This window comes from Paenibacillus flagellatus, from assembly GCF_003217775.1.
Lineage (GTDB): Bacteria > Bacillota > Bacilli > Paenibacillales > NBRC-103111 > Paenibacillus_AB > Paenibacillus_AB flagellatus.
Genome location: NZ_QJVJ01000017.1, coordinates 79,593 through 105,992, shown reverse-complemented (window position 1 = coordinate 105,992; position 26,400 = coordinate 79,593). Strand labels below are relative to the sequence as shown.

The 26,400-nt window shown below is 63.8% G+C and carries 29 protein-coding genes; 19 read left to right on the top strand and 10 right to left on the bottom strand.

All coding sequences use genetic code 11. The features are described from left to right. Positions 1–165: 165 nt before the first annotated feature. The 5 genes from DLM86_RS28550 (at position 166) to DLM86_RS28530 (ending at position 3,645) form a co-directional block, all read left to right on the top strand. Complete coding sequence (locus DLM86_RS28550; RefSeq protein ID WP_158289703.1) at positions 166–840, top strand: HD-GYP domain-containing protein; 675 nt, start codon at positions 166–168, stop codon at positions 838–840. Next, positions 809–982 carry an aspartyl-phosphate phosphatase Spo0E family protein gene (locus DLM86_RS28545; protein WP_110843462.1) on the top strand — a complete coding sequence of 58 codons (174 nt, stop codon included), beginning with the start codon at positions 809–811 and terminating at the stop codon, positions 980–982. Before DLM86_RS28550 ends, DLM86_RS28545 begins: the two co-directional genes overlap by 32 nt. 122 nt (positions 983–1,104) lie before the next feature. Next, complete coding sequence (locus DLM86_RS28540; RefSeq protein WP_110843461.1) at positions 1,105–1,809, top strand: ABC transporter ATP-binding protein; 705 nt, start codon at positions 1,105–1,107, stop codon at positions 1,807–1,809. A 25-nt stretch (positions 1,810–1,834) separates the two neighbouring features. Next, a complete protein-coding gene (locus DLM86_RS28535) occupies positions 1,835–3,052 on the top strand; it encodes an ABC transporter permease (protein ID WP_110843460.1) in 1,218 nt (405 codons plus the stop codon). A gap of 167 nt (positions 3,053–3,219) precedes the next feature. Next, the gene (locus DLM86_RS28530; RefSeq protein WP_110843459.1) at positions 3,220–3,645 is read left to right on the top strand and encodes a hypothetical protein; all 426 of its coding nucleotides are present in this window, start codon (positions 3,220–3,222) and stop codon (positions 3,643–3,645) included. Positions 3,646–3,709: 64 nt separating this feature from the next. Here the strand turns inward: DLM86_RS28530 and DLM86_RS28525 are convergent, their stop codons facing one another. Further along, positions 3,710–4,987, bottom strand: coding sequence for a BaiN/RdsA family NAD(P)/FAD-dependent oxidoreductase (locus DLM86_RS28525; protein ID WP_110843458.1), 1,278 nt, complete (start codon positions 4,985–4,987; stop codon positions 3,710–3,712). An 87-nt stretch (positions 4,988–5,074) separates the two neighbouring features. Then, positions 5,075–6,082 (bottom strand): metallophosphoesterase family protein, encoded by a 1,008-nt coding sequence (locus DLM86_RS28520; RefSeq protein WP_110843457.1) that lies wholly within the window; start codon positions 6,080–6,082, stop codon positions 5,075–5,077. 115 nt (positions 6,083–6,197) lie between these two features. Here DLM86_RS28520 and DLM86_RS28515 point away from each other — a divergent pair, with 115 nt between their 5' ends. The 7 genes from DLM86_RS28515 (at position 6,198) to DLM86_RS28485 (ending at position 11,587) form a co-directional block, all read left to right on the top strand. Beyond that, the gene (locus DLM86_RS28515; RefSeq protein WP_110843456.1) at positions 6,198–7,067 is read left to right on the top strand and encodes a hypothetical protein; all 870 of its coding nucleotides are present in this window, start codon (positions 6,198–6,200) and stop codon (positions 7,065–7,067) included. A gap of 24 nt (positions 7,068–7,091) precedes the next feature. Then, complete coding sequence (locus DLM86_RS28510; RefSeq protein ID WP_110843455.1) at positions 7,092–7,508, top strand: DUF3905 domain-containing protein; 417 nt, start codon at positions 7,092–7,094, stop codon at positions 7,506–7,508. A 150-nt stretch (positions 7,509–7,658) separates the two neighbouring features. Then, a complete protein-coding gene (locus tag DLM86_RS28505) occupies positions 7,659–8,093 on the top strand; it encodes a BrxA/BrxB family bacilliredoxin (protein ID WP_110843454.1) in 435 nt (144 codons plus the stop codon). A 166-nt stretch (positions 8,094–8,259) separates the two neighbouring features. Next, a complete protein-coding gene (locus DLM86_RS28500; protein WP_110843453.1) occupies positions 8,260–8,610 on the top strand; it encodes a P-II family nitrogen regulator in 351 nt (116 codons plus the stop codon). A 209-nt stretch (positions 8,611–8,819) separates the two neighbouring features. Then, complete coding sequence (locus DLM86_RS28495) at positions 8,820–9,473, top strand: TetR/AcrR family transcriptional regulator (RefSeq protein ID WP_110843452.1); 654 nt, start codon at positions 8,820–8,822, stop codon at positions 9,471–9,473. A gap of 79 nt (positions 9,474–9,552) precedes the next feature. Further along, positions 9,553–10,116, top strand: coding sequence for an NAD(P)H-dependent oxidoreductase (locus DLM86_RS28490; RefSeq protein WP_342773125.1), 564 nt, complete (start codon positions 9,553–9,555; stop codon positions 10,114–10,116). Between the two features lie 166 nt (positions 10,117–10,282). Continuing rightward, positions 10,283–11,587 carry an ammonium transporter gene (locus DLM86_RS28485; RefSeq protein WP_110843450.1) on the top strand — a complete coding sequence of 435 codons (1,305 nt, stop codon included), beginning with the start codon at positions 10,283–10,285 and terminating at the stop codon, positions 11,585–11,587. Positions 11,588–11,660: 73 nt separating this feature from the next. Here DLM86_RS28485 and DLM86_RS28480 read toward each other — a convergent pair whose 3' ends face one another. After that, positions 11,661–12,968 (bottom strand): beta/alpha barrel domain-containing protein, encoded by a 1,308-nt coding sequence (locus DLM86_RS28480; protein ID WP_110843449.1) that lies wholly within the window; start codon positions 12,966–12,968, stop codon positions 11,661–11,663. Positions 12,969–13,315: 347 nt separating this feature from the next. Between DLM86_RS28480 and pyrH the strand changes: the two genes are divergently transcribed. Next, positions 13,316–14,053 carry a UMP kinase gene (pyrH, locus tag DLM86_RS28475; RefSeq protein WP_110843448.1) on the top strand — a complete coding sequence of 246 codons (738 nt, stop codon included), beginning with the start codon at positions 13,316–13,318 and terminating at the stop codon, positions 14,051–14,053. A 124-nt stretch (positions 14,054–14,177) separates the two neighbouring features. Next, on the top strand, positions 14,178–14,987 hold the full coding sequence (nadE, locus tag DLM86_RS28470) for an ammonia-dependent NAD(+) synthetase (protein ID WP_110843447.1): 810 nt from the start codon (positions 14,178–14,180) through the stop codon (positions 14,985–14,987). A gap of 66 nt (positions 14,988–15,053) precedes the next feature. Here nadE and bioA read toward each other — a convergent pair whose 3' ends face one another. Continuing rightward, positions 15,054–16,427: an adenosylmethionine--8-amino-7-oxononanoate transaminase gene (bioA, locus tag DLM86_RS28465; RefSeq protein ID WP_110843446.1), complete on the bottom strand. Its 1,374-nt coding sequence runs from the start codon at positions 16,425–16,427 to the stop codon at positions 15,054–15,056. A gap of 229 nt (positions 16,428–16,656) precedes the next feature. On the opposite strand from bioA, the gene acpS reads away from it, so the two are divergent. After that, positions 16,657–17,043 carry a holo-ACP synthase gene (acpS, locus tag DLM86_RS28460; protein WP_110843488.1) on the top strand — a complete coding sequence of 129 codons (387 nt, stop codon included), beginning with the start codon at positions 16,657–16,659 and terminating at the stop codon, positions 17,041–17,043. A gap of 181 nt (positions 17,044–17,224) precedes the next feature. Here the strand turns inward: acpS and DLM86_RS28455 are convergent, their stop codons facing one another. From DLM86_RS28455 to DLM86_RS28445, 3 genes are all read right to left on the bottom strand, one after another. Continuing rightward, positions 17,225–17,614: a c-type cytochrome gene (locus DLM86_RS28455; RefSeq protein ID WP_211326600.1), complete on the bottom strand. Its 390-nt coding sequence runs from the start codon at positions 17,612–17,614 to the stop codon at positions 17,225–17,227. Positions 17,615–17,849: 235 nt separating this feature from the next. Beyond that, positions 17,850–19,004 (bottom strand): DNA polymerase III subunit beta, encoded by a 1,155-nt coding sequence (gene dnaN / locus DLM86_RS28450; RefSeq protein ID WP_110843445.1) that lies wholly within the window; start codon positions 19,002–19,004, stop codon positions 17,850–17,852. Beyond that, on the bottom strand, positions 19,004–19,258 hold the full coding sequence (locus tag DLM86_RS28445; RefSeq protein WP_110843444.1) for a ribbon-helix-helix protein, CopG family: 255 nt from the start codon (positions 19,256–19,258) through the stop codon (positions 19,004–19,006). Before DLM86_RS28445 ends, dnaN begins: the two co-directional genes overlap by 1 nt. 205 nt (positions 19,259–19,463) lie before the next feature. On the opposite strand from DLM86_RS28445, the gene DLM86_RS28440 reads away from it, so the two are divergent. From DLM86_RS28440 to DLM86_RS28430, 3 genes are all read left to right on the top strand, one after another. After that, the gene (locus DLM86_RS28440; RefSeq protein ID WP_110843443.1) at positions 19,464–19,892 is read left to right on the top strand and encodes a cell wall hydrolase; all 429 of its coding nucleotides are present in this window, start codon (positions 19,464–19,466) and stop codon (positions 19,890–19,892) included. 133 nt (positions 19,893–20,025) lie between these two features. Then, entirely contained in the window at positions 20,026–20,790 is a 765-nt protein-coding gene (locus DLM86_RS28435; RefSeq protein ID WP_158289702.1) for an SDR family NAD(P)-dependent oxidoreductase, read from the top strand. A 248-nt stretch (positions 20,791–21,038) separates the two neighbouring features. After that, on the top strand, positions 21,039–22,772 hold the full coding sequence (locus DLM86_RS28430) for a glycerol-3-phosphate dehydrogenase/oxidase (protein ID WP_110843441.1): 1,734 nt from the start codon (positions 21,039–21,041) through the stop codon (positions 22,770–22,772). Between the two features lie 19 nt (positions 22,773–22,791). Here DLM86_RS28430 and DLM86_RS28425 read toward each other — a convergent pair whose 3' ends face one another. Further along, positions 22,792–22,992: a DUF6199 family natural product biosynthesis protein gene (locus tag DLM86_RS28425; protein WP_110843440.1), complete on the bottom strand. Its 201-nt coding sequence runs from the start codon at positions 22,990–22,992 to the stop codon at positions 22,792–22,794. 245 nt (positions 22,993–23,237) lie between these two features. Between DLM86_RS28425 and glpK the strand changes: the two genes are divergently transcribed. Continuing rightward, positions 23,238–24,710, top strand: a complete 1,473-nt coding sequence (glpK, locus tag DLM86_RS28420; protein ID WP_110843439.1) for a glycerol kinase GlpK — start codon at positions 23,238–23,240, stop codon at positions 24,708–24,710. 69 nt (positions 24,711–24,779) lie between these two features. Here the strand turns inward: glpK and DLM86_RS28415 are convergent, their stop codons facing one another. Together DLM86_RS28415 and DLM86_RS28410 are read right to left on the bottom strand one after the other, a co-directional pair. Further along, on the bottom strand, positions 24,780–25,367 hold the full coding sequence (locus DLM86_RS28415; RefSeq protein ID WP_110843438.1) for a hypothetical protein: 588 nt from the start codon (positions 25,365–25,367) through the stop codon (positions 24,780–24,782). A gap of 76 nt (positions 25,368–25,443) precedes the next feature. Beyond that, positions 25,444–26,298, bottom strand: coding sequence for an AraC family transcriptional regulator (locus DLM86_RS28410; protein WP_110843437.1), 855 nt, complete (start codon positions 26,296–26,298; stop codon positions 25,444–25,446). Positions 26,299–26,400 lie beyond the last annotated feature (102 nt).

The window sequence follows — 26,400 nt, the reverse complement described above, 5'->3', positions numbered from 1 at the left end:
CGACGGCACGAGCGCCGGCAATAGGAATGGAGTGGGACGAGCTTCCCGGTGCGGCGAAGGAAAAGATAAGAATGGCCGGGGATACCCTTTTCTATGAAAAACGATGAAAATAGAACTATCAACACAGATCGGACAGCAGAGACCGGATCGAAGGAGCGGATCGGAATGAGAACGACAGTCGCAACCGTGGAGCAAATCGAACAGGACGTCAAGGCGCTCGAACGCCGCGAACCGCAAGTCGCCTTTTTGCTGAAGCGGCTGAAACGGCACCACGCCCCCACATACCGGCAAAGCTTGCTGACCGCCCATTACTCGCTGCAGCTGGCGCAAGCGCTCGGATTCGACGGGAACGAGTGCCGGGTGCTGTACCGGACGGCGCTTCTTCACGATATCGGCAAGCTGCACGTTTCCCGCGAGCTGCTCGACAGCCGTCACCGGCTGTATCAAGGCGACGTCTGGAAGCTGCAGGAGCATCCGAAGCACGGAGCGGACATTTTGGCGGCGATGATCGCCGACGGTAGCGTCGACGGAGAAGCGGTTCTGCATCATCACGAAAACTTGGACGGCACCGGCTATCCGTTCGGCCTCACGTGGAAGGCGATCTCGCTGAACGCGCGCATCATCCGGCTCGCGAGCAACTATACCGACATGACCGATGCGCAGACGTCGCTTGGGCTCAGTCACGAGGAGGCGCTCGAGGAGCTGTACGCCTGGAGCGACGTCCTGTTCGATGCCGACCTGGTCGAGCTGATGAACCATCTGTTCCGCGAGCGCATGCGGGACGAAAAGCGGAAAGGGGAGATCGCGTATGACGTTGTTAAGCGAAATCGAAAGTCTTAAGCGGCAATTGTCGAAGCTGGCCGACCGCCACGGCGACTTGACCCACAACTGCGTCGTCCGTCTCAGCCAGCTGCTCGACCGGAAGCTGAACGAGTACGAGCGGCTGCGCCGCGAGAACCGCAGCGAAGCCGGGGTCCGGTAGGAGGGCTGCGACGATGGCGCTTTTTCCAAAGCCGTCCCGATGTGGTATCGTTATGGAATAACGATACGCGCATCGGACGGTTTTTTCGCGTTGGCGCACCAGGAAAGGACGGGGCTGGAGAGATGGAGGGGCCGTTGTTGGACGTTCGGCTGGAAAAGGCCGGTTACGAGGAGCGGGAAGGCGTCGTCCGGAACGTGGCGTTCACGGTGCGGGCCGGCGAGCTCGTCGGCCTGATCGGTCCGAACGGAGCGGGGAAGAGCACGACGATCAAAGCGATTCTCGGGCTGCTGAAGCGGACGGAGGGCGAGGTTCGTTTTTGCGGTCCCGGCGGCACGTACGCCTATATCCCGGAGCATCCGATACTGTACGAGGAGCTGACGCTGTGGGAGCATGTGGAGCTGGCCGCCGCTTCCTACGGCTTGACCGGGGAGCGGTTCGAGGAACGGGCGGAGCGGCTGCTCGCGCGGTTCAAGCTGGGCGACGTGCGGCATCATTTGACGACATCGTTCTCGAAAGGAATGCAGCAAAAGGTGATGCTCGTGCTCGGCTTCCTGACGAAGCCGGACGTCTATATCGTGGACGAGCCGTTCATCGGCCTCGACCCGAAGGCGACGAAGGAGCTGCTGGACGCGCTGAACGAGGAGCGAAGCCGGGGAGCCGGCATTTTGATGTCGACGCACGTGCTCGATACGGCGGAACGGATCTGCGACTCGTTCGTGCTGCTGGACGGCGGGGCCGTCGTCGCCCAAGGCGATCTCGACCGCATTCGCGAGACGTGCGGGATGCCGGACGCGAGCTTGTTCGACTGCTTTCATGCGTTGACTTGACCGGGAGGGAGGAGCGATCGTGCGCATGATCGATGCCAAACGGCTGTTCGTCCGCCGGCTGCGGTCCGAATGGCGTTTTCAGTACCGGGTATGGAAAATGGCCGTCGACTGGACGGTGGCGCTGTACATCGTCATTCCCGCGCTCGCCGTGGCGGCGTATCAGTACGCGTCCTGGTGGCGGGTCGCGCCGGGATGGGCGGAGGGCGTGCCGCTTCCGGTCTGGCTCGCGGCCGTTTACGTCTTGACGGGCTTCGGCGGCGTGAGACTGTTCCTCGAGGAGGCGGATCAGCTGTTCCTGATCCGCAACGCGTCGTGGATGAACCGATTGAAGCGATCGGGGATCGCGTACTCGCTGGCCGTCCGGACGATCGGATCGGCGGCGGCCGCAGCGGCCGCGGCTCCGTTCCTCGTCCGGGTTCACGAGTACGAGACCGGCCGTCTGCTGCTGCTCGGGGTGCTGGCCGTGTTCGCCGGGACCCACTCGGTGCTGGCGAGGCGGCTGCTCGAGCTGACGCTGCCGCGGTTCGCCGGCGGGGGCGCGAGCGTGCTCGCATACGCGGCGCTAGGGGCGCTGTTCGTCGCGGCGGCCATGCCGGGCGCCGCTTGGTGGCAGCCGCTCGCGCTCGCGGCGCTGCTGGCCGGCTCCACGGCTTGGCTCGCGAAGGTGCGGCTGCGGCTGGCGGGGACGTTTTACCGCGACGCGGCGTACGAGTACGAGCGGCGGATGCGGTTCGCCGCCCTGCTGCTCGCCCAAGTCGCGCCCCGGCCGTCGAAGCTGCTGCGCCGCCGGACGCCGCTGCTGTTCCGCGGCTCGCGGAAGCTGTTCCGCAGGCGGACGCCGGATCGCGTGCTGGCGGAGACGATCGTCAAGTCGTTTTTTCGCAGCGGCACGCAGCTGAAGCTGTACATTCAGTTCGCGTTCGCCGTCTGCTTCGGCATCGCGGCGATGCCCGTCGCCGCGAAGTGGCTGTTCGCGCTCGGCATCTCGCTGCTGATGGCCTATTGGGTGAAGCAGTACGGCAAGGAAGTGACGGCGTCGTCGTTCGTGAAGCTGTTTCCGTGGAAGGACGAGGACCGGCTTCGGGCGATCGGCCGGGCGACGCCGCTCTTGTTCATGCCGGCGTTCGCGCCGGCGGGGCTGCTGCTCGGCTGGACGGCGTACGGCCTCTGGGCCGGACTGCTGCTCGTGCCGGCCGGCTGGCTGCTCGGGTACGCGCTCGGCCGGCTGTTCAACTCGTGGTAAGGGTCTAGGCCAAGCCGGTGCGAGGCGTACGGGGCGTCAGCCGTATAGGGAAGGCGCGGAAGGAATATCCTAATCGGAGTACGCCCCGTAGCTGCGAAAATAGCGTACACAGGTACCTGATTCGCCCGGCCCCCTTACACCCATCAGGACGAAAAGAGGAGTTTCCGATGACTCAAGCACCGATCTACTTTCAATACGAGGACGCCCGTGCCGCCGATATCGCGATCGATACGCTGTCCGAGCTCGGCTATCACGTCCATCCGTTCGAGCAGGACGGCAAGCCGGGCTTGCGGCTGTACGTCGACCATAACGACCTCACCTCCGCGCTCGAAATTGCGCAGGCGAACGGCGGTACGCTGCTCGATACGGATTGCGCCCCTTCCGAGGCGACCTCGTACGACGAGGCGTACGGGATGGACGCCGTGCGGATTCCGGCGCACCTCGTGAACGAGGATTGGCCGGAGACGTATTTCGACGGCGGCGGTCCGGTTCCCGGAACGATCGGCTCGGCCGACGAGAACGGCGCCGACCCGGCGATGTTCGATCCGTCGGGGGACGACTACGATCATTTCTCGGCCGGTGTGCGGCTGTAGCGGCGATTCGGGCCGCGAAACGAAAAGCGGGGACGTCCCTACCGGACACCCCGCTTTTCGCCGTCTAGATCGAAGCGACCGCCGTCGCCTCCGCCGCCGCGTGTTGCCCGGCCGTGTAGCCGGTCGAAAACGCCGCCGTTATGTTATAGCCGCCCGTATACCCGTGAACGTCCAGCACCTCGCCGCAAAAAAACAGCCCCGGCATCCTCTTCGACTGCATCGACTTCGGGTCGATCTCCTTCAGATGGACGCCGCCGCCCGTCACGAACGCCTCCTCGATCGACAGCGTCCCGTTCGCCCGCAGCGGGAACGCCTTGGCCAGCTTGGCCAGCTCCGCCCACGGCTGCTTCGGAATATTGTCGTACGTGACGTCCTCGCGAATGCCGGCCCGTTCGAGCAGCAGCGGAATGAGCCGCTCGGGGAAATAGCCCTTCAGCACGTTTTTGACCGCTTTCTTCGGTTCTTCGCGGGCAAGCCGCATCGTGTCGGCATAAATGTCGTCCGCCGTCCGGTCGGGCAGCAGGTCGATCGTCATCGGAACGGGCCGGCCTTCGTTTTTCTTCCGCTCCTTCACGACGAACTGGCTGCACCGCAGGGCGGCCGGGCCGGAGATGCCGAAATGGGTAAAGATCATATCCCCTTCGTGCTCGACGATTTGTTTCCCTTTCTCGTTCCAGACGGACAAATGAATGCCGCGCAAGCTCAGCCCCTGCAGCTCCTTGCTGCGAATGAACGGCTCGTTCGACGTGATCGGCACCTCCGTCGGGTACAGCTCCGTAATCGTATGCCCGGCCTCCTCCGCCCAGGCGTAGCCGTCGCCGGTCGAGCCGGTATGCGGCACCGACTTGCCGCCCGTCGCGATGACGACGCACCGCCCCGCGAGCCGCTCGCCCGTCCGCAGCCGGACGCCCGCCGTCCGGCCGTTCTCGTACAGCACCCGGTCGACCGGGCTGTTCACCCGGATCGCCACGCCCTGCGCGCGAACCCGGCCGACGAGGGCGTCGACGACCGTCTTCGCCTTATCGGTAACCGGGAACATGCGCCCGCGGTCTTCTTCCTTCAGCCGAATGCCCATCCCTTCGAAGAAAGCGATGATATCCCGGTTGCCGAACGTGTGAAGCGCGCTGTACAGGAAACGCCCGTTGCCGGGAATGTGCTTCACCAGCTCGTCCGTCTCCTTGGCGTTCGTCACGTTGCACCGGCCGCCTCCCGAAATGCCCAGCTTCCGGCCGAGCTTGTCTCCTTTGTCCACCAGCAGCACGCGGGCGCCGGAGGCGCTTGCCGCGATGCAGGCCATCAAGCCGGACGGCCCGCCGCCGATGACGATAACGTCGTAAACCAACGTACTCCGCTCCTTTCCCATTCCCGGTCGGGACGTGGGGATTACGCCCATTGTATCGCGTTTCCGGGCAAAAAGAAAATGGCTCTGCTAGCGGAACGTGAGGACGGACGGCTCGCCGATCCACCGCTTCGCGCCGTGGTCCCGCGCCCGGACGACGACCCGTCCCGGATACGCTTCGACGTACAAGCTTTCGCTCTTGAGCGGCTCGATCGGCCGGTCGGCGGACGAGTAGGCGCCCCGCACCGCGCCGCTTCCGACGGCGGCGAAGCCGCCCCGCCATACTTGCTTCGTCGTCTCCGCGTCCCAGTGGGTGTGGCCGGAGAACAGCACGGCGAAAGGATATTTACTCAGAATGGCGCGCAGCCGCTCGTGCTGGACGACGCCGCGTTTGGCGCCGCTTCCGTCCACCGTATCCGGCAGCGGCTGATGGAGGAAGACGAGCGCCGGCAAGCGGCGTTCGGGCCGGCTCCCGGCTTCGCGCCAAATCCGAAACGCGGCCAGCCGCTCCTCCAGCCAATCGAGCTGCCCGTCGGATAAATACGCGTCCTCCGCCACGGAAGGCTCGACGTCCCGGTACGCTTCGCCGCTCATAAACAGAAACGGGACGCCCCGCACCGACGCCTCGTGATACGGACGGTCGTACCCGAACTGCCGTTCGAATTGGTCGACGGCCCGAGCCGAGCTCCATTCGCCGCTCAGCCGGGTGTAATCGTAGCGGTCGTCGTGCAGCCACATCCGGTAAAAATCATGGTTGCCCATCGTCGCCCGTACGGGCGCATGGGGGACGGCGTCCAGCAAAGCGCCGAGCCGATCGAAATCGACCGCGCTGCCGTTCGTCAAATCGCCGTTCAAGACAAGCATGTCGGCGTTCCGGTTTATGGTATAATGGTCTTGAAGCGCTTTCACGAACAGTTCGTGGGACAGGGCGTCCGTCTCTTGAATATGGATATCGCTCAGCAATGCGAACGTCGCAAGCGGGGCTTCGCGGTTCGTCCGGACCGCTGCGGCTTCGGGGCCGGCCGAGCTCGGTTCGGAAGGGGTACGCGCGGCCGCGACTAGAGCGAACAGCAGCAGCGACAGGCGAATCGTATTCATGGCGAATCCTCCTTACGGTGATGGAACTTGAAAAACCGTCTTCTCGGCTTTTTCGGATATCGATAGGGTGTATCGAATTCGCTTGGTTATACATCGTGGAACGGAGGGATGACGTTTGCCGGAGCTGCTCAGTTGGGGGCCGTTCGCGATCCAGACCGGCCTGCTCGCCGCCGTCGCCGCGGGATTGGCGGCCCTTGTCGCTGTACGCGCGATGTCCCGGCCGGTCGGACCGGCCGCCGGTCATGCGGCCGACGCGATGCAGAGCGCGGCGCTGCTCGCGCTCGTCGTGTGGAAATTCGGCCACGTCCTGTTCGCGCCGTCGGTCGTCTGGGAGCGTCCGGCGGCGCTGCTCATGCTGAACGGCGGCACGCGGGAGGCGGTGCTCGCCGTGGCGGCGGCGATCGCGTACGGCTATGCGGCTAGCCGGCGGAAAGGGATACCGGCACGGCTCGTTCTGGACTTGGCGGCATGCGGGGCGGTCGCCGCTACGATCGTCTACGTCATGATTGACTGGCGCTACGGCAAGCCGACCGCGATGCCGTGGGGCATCGTGCTGAACGATCCGGCGTACCGGTACCATCCGGTTTCCGGCTACATGCTACTCGTCGCCTTGGCCGCGGCGATCCGGCTGTGGCGGGGACGGGCGTCGGCGGGGACGGGCGAGCTGTTCCGATACGCCGCGCTCCATATGGGGATCGGACTGCTGGCCGTCTCGATCTGGGACGCCGCGGAGCCTTCGCTGCTGTTCTTGTCGGGCGCCCAATGGCGGGGGCTCGCCTTGGCCGGAATCGGCATCGTTTCCTCCTTTCCGACGCATAATAAGGGGCGAAAGGAGATGACATCCATGTCTACGAAGCAAACGAACACGCAAGATTCGGCCGCTCAGCGCCGCCAAGCCGAGCAAAACGAACGCAACCGGCAAGACACTCCGGCAGGCGAGGCGGTCGACAAAAAACTGGACGGCCCGAATCGGCCGTCGGTTTGAGACCGGACGCCGGAGGGGCTGCCCATGAACGATAACGAGAAGAGAACGGATGCGAACGGACCCGACGAGTCGCTCGATCCGTTCGAGATCGACTTTTTGCCGCAATTTACGGAAGGAAGAGGGCCGCGCGAACCGTTCGTCAACGAGTTCGGCGTCACGATCGGCGACCACGAATACGAATCGCCGCAATCCCCGCTTTCCCAATGGAGCGAAGAGACGGACCCGTTCGTCATGGCCGGGGATCAATGGGTGCATCCGTTCAAGGATATCGGCTTTCGAACCGAGGAAAACCGCGACTATTTCGAGAAAGGCATTTTTCCGTCGGCGCAAGGGGGGCGGTTCATGCACCCGGACAAGGACGTCGCCTACGAGGAGAGCCTGGAGAGTGCGGACGGCGAGGAGCGGGACGAAGCCGGGGGAGAAGGCGGCGGCCGTCGTTAACCCGACCGGCGACGTACGAAAGCGCGGGTACGGCCGCCCGCCGTTCGCGTCCGGACCGCATGGGGCTTTGCTTACGCAAGCAGGAGTTGTATAATGGGGTCGTAACCATTTTCGATTCGAACTTGCGAATCGTCGAGGAGTGAAGCGAACATGTCCATGTCTTTCGAAGCATATATGCGGGATATGGTTCAACCGATGCGGGACGAATTGACCCGTCTCGGCATTCAGGAGCTGCGCACGCCGGAGGAAGTCGTCGAGCAGTTCGACAAGGCGAAGGGCACGTCGCTCGTCGTCGTCAACTCCGTATGCGGCTGCGCGGCCGGCCAATGCCGTCCGGGCGTAGCCAAGGCGCTGCAGCACGACATTACCCCGGACCACCTGTACACGGTGTTCGCCGGACAAGATAAGGAAGCGACCGCCAAGGCGCGGGAATATTTCGCTCCGTACCCGCCGTCCTCGCCGTCCATCGCGTTGATGAAAGACGGGGAGCTCGTGCACATGATCGAGCGCCACCAGATCGAGAACCGGTCGGCCGACGAGATCGCCGCCGACTTGACCCGCGCGTTCGAGCAATACTGCCGATAACCATCGTGACGATCAAGCCGTCGGGGCTGCCGCCCCGGCGGTTTTTTCGTATGACCGCTATACTTCGTTCCACCGGACGGAGCCGGCACGAATCGCTGTTGATCGAAGACGTCCGATCGCGGTAACATAGGGAGCAAGACGGTGTTACCGACGGGGGAGTGACCATATGAAGAAGATCGAAGCGATCATCCGGCCCGAGAAGCTGCGCGAGGTGATCGAAGCGCTGCGCGAGATCGGCGTTACCGGGTTTACCGTGACGCAGGCGCAAGGCCGGGGCCAGCAAAAAAACGCGACCGGCGTATACCGCGGCAAAACGTATACGGTCAATTTGCATGCCAAGGTGAAGATGGAAATCGTCGTATCCGACTACAAAGTGCAGGAGACGGTGCAGACGATTATCCGGACGGCCCAAACCGGCGAGATGGGCGACGGCAAAATATTCGTCCTGCCGGTACTCGAAATGTACAACGTGAGGACGGGCGAATTCGACGAGACGATCGACGAGCTTCGCTCTTGAACGGAACGAACGGAACGGGAAGAGGCGCCGAGAGGCGTCTTTTTTTCGTTGACGGGCGTACCCGCAGCAAGCTTTTTTACCCGTTCCCTGTTTTCGGCTCATAATGGAGTTGAAGCACCCGTTGGAACGCTTCGGCTCGCCTTGACAAAAGCCGTCGGGTTGCTTATGATTTTGACTGACACGCATGTCAACGAAAGGCAGGGACTCACATGTCGCCGCGCACCAAGGAACAGAATGAAGAGATTCGCAAGGAGCGGATGCGGCAGCTGCTGCGCGCGGCCGTTCTCGTCTATGCGGAGAAGGGCTACGCGGCGTCCGAAATCGGCGAAATCGCGGAGCGGGCCGGACTTGCGCGCGGGCTCGTCTACCATTATTTCAAAGACAAGCGGACGCTGTTTCGCGAGCTTTACGAGCATATGATGGAGGGGAGCCGGCAGTTCACCCGGTCGCATTTCGAACGGGAAGGCCCGGCTTTCGAACGGTTCGTCGAGTATGCGGAGAAAGTTTGCCGGCAAGTGCTGGAGGATCCCGCGACCGCCCGGTTCTACATGCGCATCGCCCTGGACGTCCAATATTTGTACGATCCCGGAACGTTCTCCCCGTTCGAATGGATGAAGAGCTTCATCCGGCCGATGACGGAAGCGGTCGAGGCGGGCATGCGCGACGGTACGATCCGTGGCGGAGACGCGAGTCTGCTGGCGATGCAGTTTTGGGGAGCCGTATCGCAAGGGATGAACTATTTGGGACAGCTGCAGCGAGAGATGCTTGCAAACGGGACTTCGGAAGCAGAGGCGCTGGAACGGCTGGAGGTCGTCCTCGGGCAAGTGGTCGAATCGGCGGTGGCGGTCATTCGGCCCGAGTAATTTTTTTTGCCCGTTATATTGACATTCGTGTCAGTCGAAAAATAGTTTTGGAAAACGCGAAGGAGGAATCGGATTGAACGTGATCGTGTTTGCGGCGCATCCGCGCATGGAGCAGTCCAAAGTCAATCGGACGTGGCTCGAGAAGCTGAAGCAAACGGAGGGCATAACGGTACACGACTTGTATGGGGCCTATCCGGACAAGGTCATCGATACGGCCCGCGAGCGGGAGCTGCTGCTAGCGCACGACCGGATCGTTTTTCAATTCCCGTTTTATTGGTACAGCGCACCGGCTTTCTTCAAGCAATGGATGGAGGAGGTGCTGGAGTCGCAATGGATCATGGGCCCCGGCGGACGGGGGCTCTCGGGCAAGGAGCTCGTGCTGGCGATCTCGACCGGCTCCGGTGCGGACGCCTATCAGGCCGGAGGGTTTCAAGGGTTCGGCATGAGCGAATTTACGAAGCCGATGCAGGCGTTGGCGGGATTGATCGGCATGAAGTTTTTGCCGAGCTTCGTGTTCCACGGAGCCGCCGGCGCGCCCGACGAAGCGGTAAGCCGCAGCGCCGAAGACTACGTCCGGCACATCATGAACCCGGAGCTTGACCCAAGAGTCCGCCTGATGCGGGCGATACGCCAGCAGGCATGACGGAGGCTCATTCGGAAAGCGGCGGGTTGCTTCGGCCCGCCGCCCTGCGGATGATTGGAAACATTTATTTCGAAATTATGTTAGATAACCTTACATGCGTCGTTGACTAAACTGCCGAACGCTCCTATAATGGGTTTTAACGTTAGGAGAGTGGGAGGCAGCGAGGATGAGTGGGGAAGCGATTACCTCGTTCAATACGGTGTGGGTCGTCATGGCGGCGGCTATGGTGCTGTTCATGGAGGGCGGCTTCAGCTTGCTGGAAGCGGGACTCGTCCGCACGAAAAACGCGGTGAACGTCACGATGAAAATTTTCGTCGATCTGACCGTAGGGGCGCTCGCCTTTTACTTGATCGGCTTCGGCATCATGTTCGGCTCCGACTGGGGCGGCTTCGTCAGCTTCGATCTATGGGGGGCGGCCGAGTCGTTGAAGCTGTCGATCGACTTGCCGCTGCCGGCGTACGTTTTGTTCCAGCTCGGCTTCGCCGTCGCGGTCATCTCGATCATATCCGGCGCCGTCGCGGAGCGGATGTCGTTCAAGGCGTACATCCTCGTGGCGCTGTTCGTGGCGGCCGTCCTGTACCCGATCTCGGGCCACTGGATCTGGAACGCCGACGGCTGGCTCGCCCGTCTCGGGATGAAAGATTTCGCCGGCTCCGCGGCCGTTCACGCGATGGGCGGCTTCTCGGCGCTGGCGCTCGCCTATGCGGTCGGCCCCCGGCGGGGGCGGTTCAATTCGGACGGCAGCGTCAACGTGTTCGCGCCGAGCAACATTCCGCTCGCTTCGGCGGGCGCCTTCATTTTATGGTTCGGCTGGTTCGGCTTCAACGCCGGGAGCACGCTGAACGCGTTCGACGCGAACCTGCCCTCGATCGCCCTGCACACGTCGCTGGCGGCGTCGGCGGGCGGGGCTTCGTCGATGCTGTACACGATGTTCCGGTACGGCAAAGCCGACCCGAGCATGACGATGAACGGCGCGCTGGCCGGACTTGTCGCCATCACGGCGGGCTGCGCGTTCGTGAGCTCGTATTCGGCCATCGTCATCGGCCTGCTGGCCGGCTTGTTCGTCATCTGGGGGACGCTCGCCGTCGACAAGATGAAGATCGACGATCCCGTGGGCGCGGTAGCGGTGCACGGCGTCAACGGCCTGTTCGGCACGGTCGCCGTCGGCTTGTTCGATACGCAGGCGGGGCTGCTCACGACCGGACAGACGCGGCTTCTGCTCGTCCAGCTGCTGGGCGTCGCCGTCGTATCGGCGTGGGGATTCGCCGTCAGCTTCGTCTTGGCGAAAGGATTGAAGGCGACGGTAGGTCTGCGTGTCGGCGCAGCCGAAGAAGAGGAAGGGCTCGACATGGCGATGCACGGGATCCCGGCCTACAACGATTTGGAACGGTTCAGCGACCAGCCGGAAGCGCGTCTGCTCGAAACGTACGGTGTCACGGTCGGACGGGAACGCGCGCAGTTCGACGCGTGAACGGCCGACGAACGATTCACCCCCTGAGGCTCCGAGAAACGGAGCTTCAGGGGGTTTTTGCCCCTTCGGCGCATTACGCAGGCGGGAACCATTCGGGCAAATGCCGCCGCGCCGCGCCCAGCAGCTCGTCGTCCGACAAGCTCGTCGTCCGGCCGTCCTCGTATTGGGCGACGACCCAGTCGTACATGGCGGCGATGCCCGGATGGCGCTTGTCGATGCGCGCATCGCCGGCCAGTCCGAGCCGGCGGTTCACCCAATGGGCGACGCCGGCGGCGCCGGCTTTGTCCGTGACGAGCACGCCGAGCGGACGGTCGAGCAGCTTGGCCGTATCGAAGATGTTGTAGATTTCCTCGTTCTTGATGACGCCGTCGGCGTGGATGCCGGCCGCGGTCACGTTGAACGATCGGCCGACGAACGGCGTCATCGGCGGGATCGCGTAACCGAGCTCGCGTTCGAAGTAGTCGGCGATTTCCGTAACGATGCGCGTGTCGACCGAGGTATCCCCCGTCAGCCCCATATATTCGAACAGCAGCCCCTCGATCGGCGTATTGCCGGTCCGTTCGCCGAAGCCGAGCAGCGTGCCGTTTACGCCGGAGCAGCCGTACAGCCAGGCGGTCGCGGCGTTCGTCAGCACTTTGTAAAAATCGTTGTGCCCGTGCCATTCCAGCTGCGCGGAAGCGATGCCCGTCTCGGTCCGGAGCGTGTGCAGCAGCCTCGGGACGCTGCGGGGGAGTGTCGCGCCCGGATAGCTGACGCCGTACCCCATCGTGTCGCACAGCCGCACCTTCACCGGAATGCCGCTCTCCTCGGACAGCGTGACGAGCCGCTGCACGAACGGGACGACGAAGCCGTACACGTCGGCGCGGGTGACGTCCTCGAGATGGCACCTCGGGCGGATCCCTTCGGAGAGGGCCGACTCGACGACCGATACATACTGAGCCATCGCCCGTTCGCGGTTCAAGCCGAGCTTCAGATGGATATGGTAGTCCGAGCAGGACGTCAGGATGCCCGTTTCGCGGATGCCCATCGCTTTGACGAGCTGGAAATCGTTCGCGACCGCCCGGATCCACGCCGTAATTTCCGGAAAGGCGTAGCCGCGCTCCTGACAGGCGCGGACCGCCTGCCGGTCTTTTTCGCTGTAGAGGAAAAACTCGGTTTGGCGAATGACGCCTCTCGGTCCCGACAGCCGATGCAGCAGGTCGAACAGTGCGACGATCTGATCGACGGTATACGGCGGACGCGCCTGCTGACCGTCGCGGAACGTCGTGTCCGTAATGAAAATGTCCGCGGGACGGGACATCGGCACGTCGACGCCGTCAAAGGCGATGAGGGGCGGCGTCTCGTAAGGAAATTGTTCGCGCAGCAAGTTCGGCTCGTTCATGAACAGTCACCCTTTTCTTCGTTTGAGGCTATTGTATGCGAATGGAGTGATAAGATAAACTTTAACTATTTTATCATTATGATAGAAAATGATGATCGGCGTAGGCGTGCAGGCGATCTTGAAAAACCGCCCGCTTTTCGGTATGATCCGATGGAAGAAACGGGAAGAGGGGGCGGAACCATGACGACGATCGCTCGCAATCGCGGAATCGGCATCAGTGTTAGCGGCTATATTCCCGTTGTTACGGCCGACGGTTTCGGTGGCCGTATTGGATATACGTTAGGCAAGGCGTCGAGGCTTCCGGCTTCGGCGCTATTTTTTTCGGACAAAACGGAGGTGCGCGGGGCATGCGGTACAAGCGGGTATTGGTCAAGCTAAGCGGCGGGGCGATGGCAGGCGGAGGGACGGTCGGCTTCGATCCCGGCCGGCTGGAGCATATTGCGGACGAGGTGCTGGCGGTGGCGCGTCTCGGCATCGAGGTCGGCCTCGTCGTCGGCGGCGGCAACATTTTTCGCGGAAGCATGGCGGAGGCTTGGGGGATCGAGCGGGCGGAGGCGGACAGCATCGGGACGCTTGCGACGGTCATCAACAGCTTGATGCTGCGCGGCGTATTGAAGGCGAAGACGGACCGGGAGGTGCGGGTCATGTCGTCTCTCCCCGTCAACGCGGTCGCGGAGCCGTATATCCGGCTGCGGGCGATTCACCATCTGGAGAAGGGGTATATCGTCATTTTCGCGGGCGGGAACGGCCAGCCTTACGTCACGACCGACTATCCGGCGGTTCAGCGTGCGCTTGAAGTGAACGCGCAGGCGATTCTCGTCGCGAAGCAAGGAGTGGACGGCGTCTACGAAAGCGATCCGAAGCGGGATGCCGGCGCCCGGTTGTTCGCTTCTCTCCCTTACGAGGAGGTTATCCGCCGGGATTTGAAGGTAATGGATCCGTCCGCTTTCCTGCTGGCGCGCGATTACGGACTGCCTTTGCACGTCTTCAACTTCGACCGGGCCGGTGCGATGAGACGGATCTGCGAAGGGGGCGACGAAGGGACGATCGTGGCCGCGGGAAGGGACGCGGCGTACGCGAGGTAAGCTTGCACGGCGGGGCCGACGCGAAGATTCGCGCGTCTTTTTCGGGACCGAGCTTGAAATCTGGCGACGGTACACTATACTGGATGTTAGAAAGGGTGACAATCCCGGAAAGGTGATGGAGACGATGAGCTTGCAGCAGGACATTATCGCGCGATTCGGCGTCAAGCCGGAGATCGACGTCGATGCCGAAATTCGCAAACGGGTCGATTTTTTGAAGCAGTACGTGCTGAACAGCAACATGTCCGGGCTGTTGATCGCGATCAGCGGCGGCGTGGACAGCGCGGTGGCGGCCGGCTTGTGCAAGAGGGCGACCGACGAATTGACGAAGGAGACCGGCCGCGAGTACATCACGCTCGGCGTATTCCAGCCTTACGGCGAGCAGGCGGACATCTCGGACAGCTACGCGGTGGCGGAGGCGTTCGGCTTGACGCACAAGGCGGAGACGAACATCGAGCAGGCGGTCGACGAAATCGCCCTGGAGGTCGAGTACGCCTTCAAAGGACTCGGCATCCCGCGCCACGTGAGCCGGGAAGGCAAAGGCAACATCAAGGCGCGCACGCGGATGGTCGTCCAATACGCTCTCGCCTTCGATTTGAACCTGCTGGTCGTCGGCACGGATCACGCTTCCGAGGCGATTACCGGGTTTTTCACGAAATACGGCGACGGCGCGGTCGACATTACGCCGCTCAGCTCGCTGAACAAGCGTCAGGTGCGCCAGCTCGCCCAACGGCTCGGCGTCCCGCAGCCGATCTTGGACAAGGCGCCGACGGCCGGCTTGTGGGAAGGGCAGACGGACGAGAAGGAGCTTGGCATATCGTACGACGACAACAGCGACTACCTGGAGGGCAAGGACATCGATCCGGCCGCCAAGGAGAAGCTGGAGAAGCAATATTTGAAAACGGAGCACAAGCGGTCCCCGATTCCGGGCATTTGAGCTTTGTGCGCGAATACGCGAGACGCCCCGGTCCGATCGGCCGAGGCGTCTTTTTCGTCGTGGCGGTCACCGGTAGCCCAGCCGCTCCAGCACGCGGCAGGTCCGCTCCACGATGTCGTCGAGCTGCTCGACGGTCGTGCAGTGCGGCAGCCAGTAATAGATCGTGTCGCCCAGCGGGCGGAGGATGAGCCCCTCTCGGAGCGCCTCCAAGTAAAGCTTGAAGCCTCTCCGCTCCGTGAACGGATATGCCCGGCGCGACGGCGCGTCCTCGTACAGGTCGAAGGCGGCTACAAGGCCGAGCTGCCGGACGTTCGCGATGTGCCGGCTGAACTCGCCGAACCGGGGAAGGCGGGCGCGGAGCGCCTCGGACGTCGTCCGGACCCGGTCCATGACGCGTTCGTCCTCGAAGATGCGCAAGCTTTCGAGGGCGACGGCGCAGGCGAGCGGGTTGCCCGTGAAGCTGTGGCCGTGGAAAAACGTCTTCAGCGTCTCGTAATCGTCGTAGAACGCCTCGTATATCTTGTCGGTGCACAGCGTCGCGGCGAGCGGCATCATGCCGGCGGTCAGTCCCTTCGAGAGGCAGAGCAGGTCGGGCGTGACGCCCGCCTGCTCGCAGGCGAACATCGTGCCCGTTCGCCCGAAGCCGACGGCGATCTCGTCGGCGATCAGGTGCACGTCGTAACGCGTGCACAGCTCGCGCAGCTGCGCGAGGTAGGCGGCCGGATGCATGCGCATGCTGCCCGCGGCTTGGATCATCGGCTCGACGATGATTCCCGCGATTTCGTCGGCCGACGCCTCGAACAGGCGGCGCACCGCCTCGATCGCGGCCGCGACGCTCGCCTCCGCCGCCTCGGCCGTCGGGCGGCCGTCCGCCCAGTCGCGCACGTCCGGCGACGGGACGCGGTGCGCGTCGAACAGCAGCGGCCGGAACGTCGCGTGGAACAAGTCGACGCCGCCGACGCTGACGGCGCCGAGCGTGTCGCCGTGGTAGCTGTGCTCGAGGAAGGCGAACTTCGCCTTCTCCGGCCGGCCGACGTGGCGCCAATATTGGAACGACATCTTCAAGGCGACCTCGACGGCGGTGGAGCCGTTGTCGGAGTAGAATACTTTGCCGAGCCCCGGCGGGACGATGCCGATCAGCTTGTCCGCCAGCTCGATGCCCGGCCGGTGGGTGAAGCCGCTGAACATGATATGGTCGGTTTCCTCGAGCTGCCGGGCGATCGCCTGCTTGATCCGGGGGTGTCCGTGGCCGTGCACGTTGACCCACCACGACGAGACGGTGTCGTAATAGCGGTTGCCGTCGGCGTCGTACAGGTACAAGCCTTCGGCTTTCTCGATGAGCAGGTGGTCCTGCTCGGCGTAATCTTTCATTTGGGTGAACGGGTGCCATACCCGCTTGCGGTCTTTGTCCAATAGCTCGCGCTTGAGCGCTGCGTCCATAGGGAGCACCTCCGTTGTGCGATAAGTGGGGCGGAACCCGTCCTTGCGGCGGAAATAAGGGACAGATGTACCTTATCGGGCAGGGCGACGGCGCATGTCGGCGAAATAGCATACGAACGCACCTTATTCCCGCCCGGTTCCCCCGCCGATTAGACGGCGATCGCCGTTTTCCTTATAATAACGGATAGGAAGCGGAACCGAAAGGCCGTGAAAGCGAGGACGGATGAATATGATAGCGGGAGTCGGAATCGACCTGCTGGAAATCGATCGGATCAAAAAGCTGCTCGCGCAGCCGCACGGCGACCGCTTCGTGGAGCGGGTGCTGACGCCGGAAGAGCGGGAGCAGGCGTCGCGTCGCGGCGGCAGGCTCGCGGAATACGTCGCCGGGCGGTTCGCCGCCAAAGAGGCGGTCGTCAAGGCGCTCGGCTGCGGCATCGGCCGCGAGGTCGGCTTCCAGGACATCCGCATCCTGCCGGGACCGACCGGCAAGCCGGAATGCGTCTTGTCCGAGCGGGCATGCGCCCGGCTCGGGAAGATGCGGCAGCTGACGATCCATCTGAGCATTACCCATTCGGCCACGATGGCCGGCGCCTACGCCGTCGTGGAGACGGAGTAATGCGGTGGCGTAGGCGCCCGGGAAAGAAAACCGGCTAACGCCGTCTTCAATACGTCCGTTATCAAAGTTTTTAGCGAAATGAACATTCAGCGACGTTAACAACCGACAATGCAAAAGAACGGGGTCCGGCCCCGTTCTTTTTTTAGCGTCGTTGCGTGCGAGGGGAACGCGTTCGCCGAAGCTACTTCTTCGCCGCGAGCCAATCGGACAGCGAGCCGATCTCCGCCTCGTTCAGCTTGCCCTTGAACCCCGGCATGCCGTTGCCGCCGTTCGCGATTTGCGTCGCAATCTGGTCGCGGCTCAGCTTGCCGCCGACTTTGGTCAAGTTTGTGGACGGGCCGATGCGTCCCTCCAACTGGTCGCCGTGACAAGAGACGCAGCTTTTCTTGTACAGCTTCTCGGCATCCGCCGCGACGGTCGTCGTATTGCCGGCGTCCGTCCCCGTACCTGCACCCGCTCCGGCCCCGGCGTTATCCTTGCTCGCACTTCCGCAGCCGGCAAGCAGGGCGCCGATCAAGGCGGCCGCGACGGCCGCCCTGCCTGCGAAACGCGCCTTCGTGCTCGAATTCATTTGATTACCCCCTTCCTGTCTTTTCCTTTTCCCCCATCTTAGCATAACCGGCCGGAACGGCGGGTATGTGAGCGGAGGCGTTCCGTTGAACGTTCTGCGAACGTTTCGTGACAACGTGCCGAAAGGGGCTCGCTTCCCGTACGCCCGCCCCCTCCGGTACGGGCATTCGTTCCGTCCCGTATAGGTCCGGCGCTCCCGGCTTCAAGCGGCTTCCCGGAAGGAGGCCGCTCCTATTTTAAACGTGCGTGCGGATCGGCGTCAGCACGTAGAACAGCCGGTCCCCGTCCTCGGCGGGCCGAAGCGCGATCGGTCGGAGCGGTCCGGCGAACTGGAGGTGCAGCGCGCCGCAGTCGATCGACCGCACGATCTCGAGCATATATTTGCCGTTGAACGATACGGCGAAGTCGCCGCCCTCCGACCCGAAGATCGGGAGCCGTTCGACGATATCCCCCAGCTCCGCCGTATCGGACCATAGCCGGAGAAAGCGCCCGTCGTCCGTCGTTTCCGTCGCCAGCCGGACGATGCTGCCTTCGCCGGCGAGCAGGCCGACCCGCTCCAGCGCCTGCAAAAACGGTGCCGTCCCGATCCCGATCCGGGCCGAAACCGATCGCGGCACGACGTTGTCCGTCGGCGGGTACGCGCCTTCAAGCAGGGCGGAATGGAGCGACCAGTCCCGGGAGGCGAAGACGATCCGGGCGCCGCGCACGGAAATGTCCGTCACGGCTTGTCCGTCGTCCTCCAGCGTCTTCATCAGCTGGTTCAGATGATGGCCCGGGACGACGACCTCGAGCGGCTCGCCGTCGCCGCCGGAACCGGGGGGCGATTGGCGGGAGGCGAGCCGGATGCCGTCCGAAGCGACGAGCTTGACGGAACCGCCGTCGAACCGGCACGACACGCCGGTCAAAATCGGCCTCGTCTCCGACGGCGAGACGGCGAACGCCACTTGCCGGATCATCGTCTTCAGCTCGTCGCTGCGCAGCCGGATCCGGTGCCGGTCCGGCTCCAGGGACGAGGCGGCGGGATATTCGTCCGGGCTCATGCTCCACAGCCGGCAGACGGTCGCGTCGGTCCGGATCGTGACGGTCCGGCCGTCGGCCCCGGCTTCGAACGAAACCGGCCCGTCGGGAAGCTTGCGGACGAGCTCGTACGCCTGCTTCGCCGGGATGACGACCGTCCCGGGCGTTTCGATGCGGACGTCGTCCGGCTGCGCCGCCAACTCCGACTCCATCCGCAAGCCGAAGCCGCTGCAGACGAACGTCACGCCGTCGGGCCGCGCCTCCATGTACAGGCCGGACAAAATCGGCATCGGGCTTTGGGCGGGAAGCGCCCGCATCACGCGCTGCAGGGCGTGAACGAGCCGGCTTTGGCGAATATGCGCGAGCATCGGCATCAGGCCTCCTCCGGCTTCGGCTCGGACAAGCAGCTCCGCACCATGCCGCGCAGCAGCTCCGATTTCGAGCAGCCGAGCTCGGTGCACAGCGCCTCCAGCCGCTCCCAGTCTTCCGCCGGCAGCGTCAGCGACAGCTTCCGCGTTTCTCCGATCCCCTTGCGCCCGGCGCCCTCGCGGGGTCCTCCCCGGGAGAAGGCGAACCGGAGCTGCCCTTCGCGCTCCGGAACGATCAGCTTCATGTCGTTTTTGTTCATAAGCATCACCCGTCTATTTGAAAATAGTTACCCAAATCAAATTTCGATCCATTTCCACTGTACCACGGACCGGCGGCATCTGGCAATCCCCGCTCGCTCCGATCCCTCGTCGCATACGGGGAATAAGGAAAATTCGGCATGGGGATTCACCTAGCGGGGGCGACCGCAATACGCTAAAGGTAGAATACGCAAAGAGGTGGAGCCAATGGCTGTTGTCAAAGCAAGGGAAAACGATATCGATCTGCTCGCGAGGCTGCTGCGGGCCGAGGCGGAGGGAGAGGGCGAGACGGGCATGCTGCTCGTCGGCAACGTCGGCATCAACCGGATTCGGGGAAACTGCTCCGATTTCAAAGGCATCCGCACGATTCCGCAGATGGTGTTCCAGCCCCATGCGTTCGAAGCGACGCTGCACGGTTACTTTTACCAGAGGGCGAGAGAGAAGGAAAAGCGTCTGGCCCGCCGTTCGGTGAACGGAGAGCGGGTATGGCCGGGCAAGTTCAGCCTGTGGTACTTCCGCCCGGAAGGCGATTGCCCGCCGACCTGGTACAACCAACGCCTCGTCGGCCGCTACAAGCTGCACTGCTTCTACGAGCCGATTGCCGGGGAATGCGACAACATTTACAACACGTTTTAAGGAAGCGGCTCCGCCCGCGCGCCCAACCGTCCGGGCGGACGCGGCCCCGCCTTGCCTCGCCGCCGCCGATCTGGTAGGATCGGTGACAACGATACGCGTACCGCCTCGCGGTACGGGCATGGAGGGAACGCGGATGAAGCTGTTTATCGTGACGGGCGCGTCGAGAGGACTCGGGGAGGCGATCGTTCGCCGGCTGATGCGGCCGGGACATCGCCTCGTCGGGATCGCGAGGGGCGAGACCGAAGGTCTCGCGCAGGAAGCGCGCGCCGCCGGAGCGGAGCTCGACTGGATCCGCTGCGATCTGAGCGACGCCGGCGGCTTGGAGGCGGCGATGGAACGGGCCTGCTCCGGGTTCGGCGCGGCGAAGCCGGATACGGCTTGCCTGATCAACAACGCGGGGACGGTTCACCCGATGGGACCGGCGGCAGGGGCGGACGGCGAAGAGCTGGCCCGCAATATCGCCGTCAATTTGATCGCGCCGGCGGTGCTGACCGCCGCTTTTTTGCGGCGGACGGGAGGATGGGGCGCGGACCTTCGCGTGCTGAACGTGTCGTCGGGAGCGGGGAGGAAGCCGTACGCCGGGTGGAGCGGCTACTGCGCCTCGAAGGCCGGGCTCGACATGTTCACCCGGTGCGTGGCCGCGGAGCATGACGGGCAGACGGGCGGCGGCGTCCGGATCGTCTCCGTCGCACCGGGCGTCGTCGACACGGACATGCAGCGGGACATTCGCGAGACGAGCGCGGAACGGTTCCGCGACCGCGACCGGTTCGTGCGGCTGAAGCAAGCGGGCGAGCTGACCGCGGCGGACGAAGCGGCCGCCAAGCTGCTGGACGTCCTGTTCGACGACCGGTACCCGAGCGGGAGCGTTCTCGACCTGCGCGACCTGCCCTTTTCCTGAAAATGGGCGTTCCTGCCGCCGCGGTCCGTCTTTACAGAGCGGGGGGTACTGTGATACGCTTGGTGGCAAGACAATCGAACGGACGGCATCAACAAACGGGCGGAGACGAGGAGAACCCTTTTGCTGATTAAGCGCTTGCTACTTCGCGTAGCGGGCCGCTTTCTCATGCGAAAGGGTTTTTCGCGTTCGCGAAAATCGGCGCGATTCCGATCGGCCCGGCCGGGTCGTCCAGGGAAGGGGAGCTAGCGATGAATTTGACATTTTCGGCCGACCGGAGGGCGGAGACGCTGCAGCGCATGTCGGAGCAGCGGCTTGACGTGCTCGTCATCGGAGGAGGCATAACGGGGGCGGGCATCGCCTGGGACGCCAGCCTGCGCGGCTTGAAGACGGGACTCGTGGAGATGCGCGACTTTTCCTGGGGAACGAGCAGCCGATCGACGAAGCTCGTGCACGGCGGCCTGCGCTACTTGAAGCAGGGCGAAGTGAAGCTCGTCATGGAGGTCGGCCGCGAGCGGGCGCTGCTGTACAACAAAGCGCCGCATATCGTCATTCCGGCCCCGATGATGCTGCCGATCTACAAGGGCGGCACGTACGGCTACTGGATGTCGGCGATCGGCCTGTACGTATACGACTGGCTGGCGGGCGTGAAGCGCGGCGAGCGCCGGATCATGTACGGCCGCGAACGGACGCTCGAGCTGGAGCCGCTGTTCAAGCGAGACGGCCTGAAGGGCTCGGGCTTCTACTACGAATACCGCACCGACGATTCCCGGCTTACGATCGAAATCGCCAAAACCGCGCACGGCCACGGCGCCATGCTGGTCAATTACGCGAAGGCCGGCGGCTTCCTGTACGAGAACGGCAAGGCGGTCGGGGTCGAGGTGGAGGACGTGCTGACGGGGCGCATGCACCGGATTTATGCGAAAAAAATCGTCAACGCGGCCGGTCCGTGGGTCGACCGGGTCCGCTCGGCGGACCATGAGGTGAAGGGCAAACGGCTGCTGCTGACGAAAGGCGTCCATCTCGTCGTCGACCATTCCCGCCTGCCCGTTCGCCAGTCCGCCTATCTCGACGTGCCGGACGGCCGGATGATCTTCGTCATTCCGCGCGAAGGCAAGACGTATATCGGCACGACCGATACGTTCTATGAGGGCAGCATCGAGGAGCCGCGCACGACGCGACAAGACCGCGATTACTTGATCGACGCGGTCAACCACGCCTTTCCGGACGTCAAGCTGACGGCGGAGGACGTCGAGTCGTCGTGGTCGGGGCTGCGCCCGCTGATCCGGGAGGAGGGCAAAGGGCCGTCGGAAATTTCCCGCAAGGACGAAATTTTCCGTTCCGATTCGGGGTTGATTACGATCGCGGGAGGCAAGCTGACCGGCTTCCGCAAAATGGCGGAGAAGGTCGTCGACCTCGTCGAGCGGGAGCTCGGGCAGGAGGAAGGGCGGCAAGCCGTCGGCTGCCGCACCGATCGCGACAATATTAGCGGCGGCGACCGAGGCGGCTTCGCCTCGTACGACGATTACCGCCGGCAGTGGATCGGCCGGGGAGAGGAGCTCGGAATTCCGCGCGCGCAGACGGAATACTTGCTCGGCCGATACGGCTCGAACGTGGAGGCGATTTTCCGCCGGTACGCCGAACGGTCCCGGGAAACGGCTGCCGCCGCCGAGGCCGCGGCGACTGCAAGCGCGGCGTCCGCCAAGCGTGGAGGCGTCGCCGACCGGGGGATCGACGCGGCCTTGCTCGAGGCCGAGCTGGCGTATGCGACCGGGCACGAGATGGCCGTGAACGCGACCGATTTCCTCATTCGCCGGACGGGTCTCGTCTACTTCGACCGTCTGCGCGCGGAAGCGCTCGTCGGACCGGTGACGGAGACGATGGGCCGGCTGTTCGGCTGGAACGAGGACGAGGTCGAGCGGCAGCGGGCGGAAGCGTTCGCATATATCGACCAAATCTCGAGCTTTCCGGAAGAAAAGCGGTAACCCGCACCGGCATCCGGGCTTACATCGTATAGAGCAGCAGGAACAATCCGATGGCCGCCGCCAGCACGCCGCCGATCCGGCTCAACAGGACGGCGGCTTCGCCCGGCTCGGCTTGGCCGGACTTCGCGCCCAAGCTCCAAAACAGCCCGGTTCGCGGGAAAAGAACGTTCAGCAGCCCGACGGCGATCAGCGCGATCGGGATCAGATGGATCCAGGACATACAGGCACCTCGCATCCGAAATGGTGAAATCGCTTTCTCCTCGTGCGTGCGGAGACGAAAGGGCGTTTCCCGACAACCGTGGCGGTCCCGGCGGGCACGAAGGACCGCCCGAAACGGCGTCGCGATGAGACTATATTCGATACGAGGCGCCGGGAATCCTGTAACGGAAACGAAAGAGCCGGTATTTTCATTCGCGGCCGCGGATGGTATCGTGATAACAGAAGCAAACCGGTGGAGGGGATGGCATGAAACGGTACGTCATGGCATTGGATCAAGGAACGACGAGCTGCCGGGCGATCTTGTTCGACCGCGGCGGCCGGTCCGTTCGGACCGCGCAGCGGGAGTTCCGGCAATGGTTTCCGCAAGCCGGATGGGTCGAGCACGACGCCGAGGAGATATGGAGCGTTCAGCTTCAAGTGATGCGGGAAGCGGCGGAGGGCGTCGATCCGGCCGACATCGCCGCGATCGGGCTGACGAATCAGCGGGAGACGACGGTCGTGTGGGACCGCGCGACGGGTAAACCGCTTCACCGGGCGATCGTCTGGCAATGCCGCCGGACGACGGAGACGTGCGAGGAGCTGAGGCGGGACGGCTGGGAGCCGGTCATTCGGAGCAAGACCGGACTCGTGACCGACCCGTACTTCTCCGGCACGAAGCTGAAATGGATTCTCGACCACGTTCCCGGCGTCCGCGAGAAGGCGGAGGCGGGAGAGGCGCTGTTCGGCACGATCGATACGTGGCTCATCTGGAACTTGACCGGCGGGGCCGCCCACGTGACGGACGCGTCCAACGCGTCCCGCACGATGCTGTTCAACATCCATACGCTGCAATGGGACGCGGACATATTGGCCCGGTTCGGCATTCCGCCGGCGATGCTGCCCGAAGTGAAGCCTTCGAGCCACGTCTACGGCGAGACGTCGCTGCTCGGTGGCGGTGCCGGCATCCCGGTGGCCGGAGCGGCCGGGGATCAGCAGGCGGCGCTGTTCGGCCAAGGCTGCCACGAGCCCGGCATGGCCAAAAATACGTACGGCACGGGCTGCTTTCTGCTGAAAAATACGGGGGCGAAGCCGGTCGGCTCGGCCAACGGCCTGCTGACGACGATCGCCTGGCAGCTGGACGGCCAAGTGAGCTACGCGCTCGAAGGAAGCATATTCACGGCCGGCGCGGTCGTCCAATGGCTGCGCGACGGGCTGCAGCTCGTCTCCGACGCATCCGAGACGGAGGCGCTGGCCGCGTCGGTCGACGACACGCAGGGCGTCTATGTCGTGCCGGCGTTCACCGGACTCGGCACGCCGTACTGGAACGCCGACGCCCGCGGGATGATTACGGGGCTGACGCGCGGAACCGGCCGGGCGCATCTCGTCCGGGCGGCGCTCGAGTCGATCGCCTATCAGACGGTCGACGTGCTGCGCGTCATGGAGAAGGAGTCGGGCATCCGGCTGCACGAGTTGCGCGTCGACGGCGGAGCGACGCGCAACGGCTTCCTGATGCAGTTTCAAGCCGACATGCTCGGCGTCCGCGTTACGCGGCCGAAGGTGCAGGAGACGACGGCGCAGGGCGCCGCTTATTTGGCGGGACTGGCCGTAGGCTTCTGGAGCGGCTGCGGGGAGCTGAAGGAGCTGTGGGAGAAGGACCGGCAGTTCGAGCCGGATATGGCCGAGGAGCGCCGGCGTACGCTGTACGAAGGCTGGCTGAAGGCGGTCGGCTACCAGCTGTAGCTTTCGGCCGAAAAAACAGGAGGCTGACCCGTCGTCGCTTGGGCGATCGATCGGGTCAGCCTTTTGGCACTAAGCCGGTTCCGACTTGTCTGCGCGGCGGGGGAACGTCCGGTTCCACAGCCGGATGATGACGGCGCAGGCGACCAGGCTGGCGCCGCCGGAGAAGCCGAGCACGATCGGCGCGTAGCCGAGGTAGCCGTACCCGATGACGGCCGTCAGGACGAGCAGCCAGGCGCCGAGATAGACGAGCTCCCGGCCGAGCGCGAAGCCCGCCGCGACGTAGAACAGCGCCAGGACGAACGCCCGGAACAGCTCGGCGAAATAAAGCGGCATGACGTCCGCCCAGGCGACCGGCACCGCGATCGCGAGCAGGACGGCGGCGATCGCCGCGGGAAGCCAGACGCCGCGAGCGGCGCTGCGGGCGGACGTTCCTTCGCCGCCGCCGTCGACGGCGGCCCGGTTCGCGCTGCCGCGCCTGCTTCGGGCCGCGAAGATCAAGGCGGTCGCGGCGAGGGCGGTCCAAGCCAGCACTGTGCGGAAGAGTCCGTCCGGGTCCCATTTCCACATATATTGCAGGAGCGAATCGGTCATCCATTGAACGCCCCAAATGATCAAATACGGAATAAACGAATAAGCTTGCGCAGCATTCCGGTTCACAGTAGGCTCACCCCAAATCAAGGTTAGCTTACTATTCCCCTCCGGAGAAGTCAACTTTTCGGGAGGAAGCCCCGCGCTACCGGACCGGGTCGCCCCGGTGCCGTTTGGCGTATTCGCGCGGCGAAACGCCCACCACTTTTTTGAACATGCGGCTGAAATAAAATTCGTCCCCGTAGCCGACGCTGTGGGCGATCGACTTGAGCCGGAAGTCCGACAGGACGAGCAGCTCCTTCGCCCGGTCCATGCGGAGATGAGTCAAATAATCGATCGGGCTGTAGCCGATCACCTTCTTGAACAGGCGCGAATAATGGCTGACGCTCAGGCCGGCCATCGTCGCGAGCGATTCCAGCGTAAGCGGCTCGCGGTAATGCTGGACCATGTAGTCCTGGGTCAGCTCGATGACGGCGGTCGTATCGCCGGCGATTTTTTGCGCGCGGAAATCGTGCAGCAGCGCGAGCCAAAACTCGTGCAGGACGATTTTGCGGCGCATCGCCGTCATATGCCCCCGCCGCTGCCACAGGACGCACAACTGCTCCATCCAATAAATGAACTGCGGCGTATTTTGCAGCGAATACATCCCTTGCAGCGGGAACGGGCTGTCGGCGGCGTCCCGGGAAATCCACTGTTCCTTCTCCTCGTACGTTTCCGTATAATGAAAACGTAAAAAGTAATACTCGATCGGCTGGTCCTCGTCCGTGCGCCGTTCGACGAGCATGCCCGGCGAGAAAAAGAACAGCTTGCCCGGCTCGACCGGGTAGTGGGTGCCGTTGATCGTAAACGTTCCTTTTCCTTTGACGATCAGCCAGAACGAATGATGACGCATCGCCCGCATCGGCTGGAACCAGGTCGGCTCGCACTTGCGGTGGCCGATCAGCAGGATCGAGAAGACGAGCCGGTTCAGGCGGGCGGCGATTTCCCCCGGAGTCAGCATATCGGGATGCGGCACGCTCCTTTCGCCCGATCGGGCGCATGGTTTCGCATGACTATCATACCAGAAACGCCAGCCGAGTTGAACGGGGCGAAAGACGAAAGA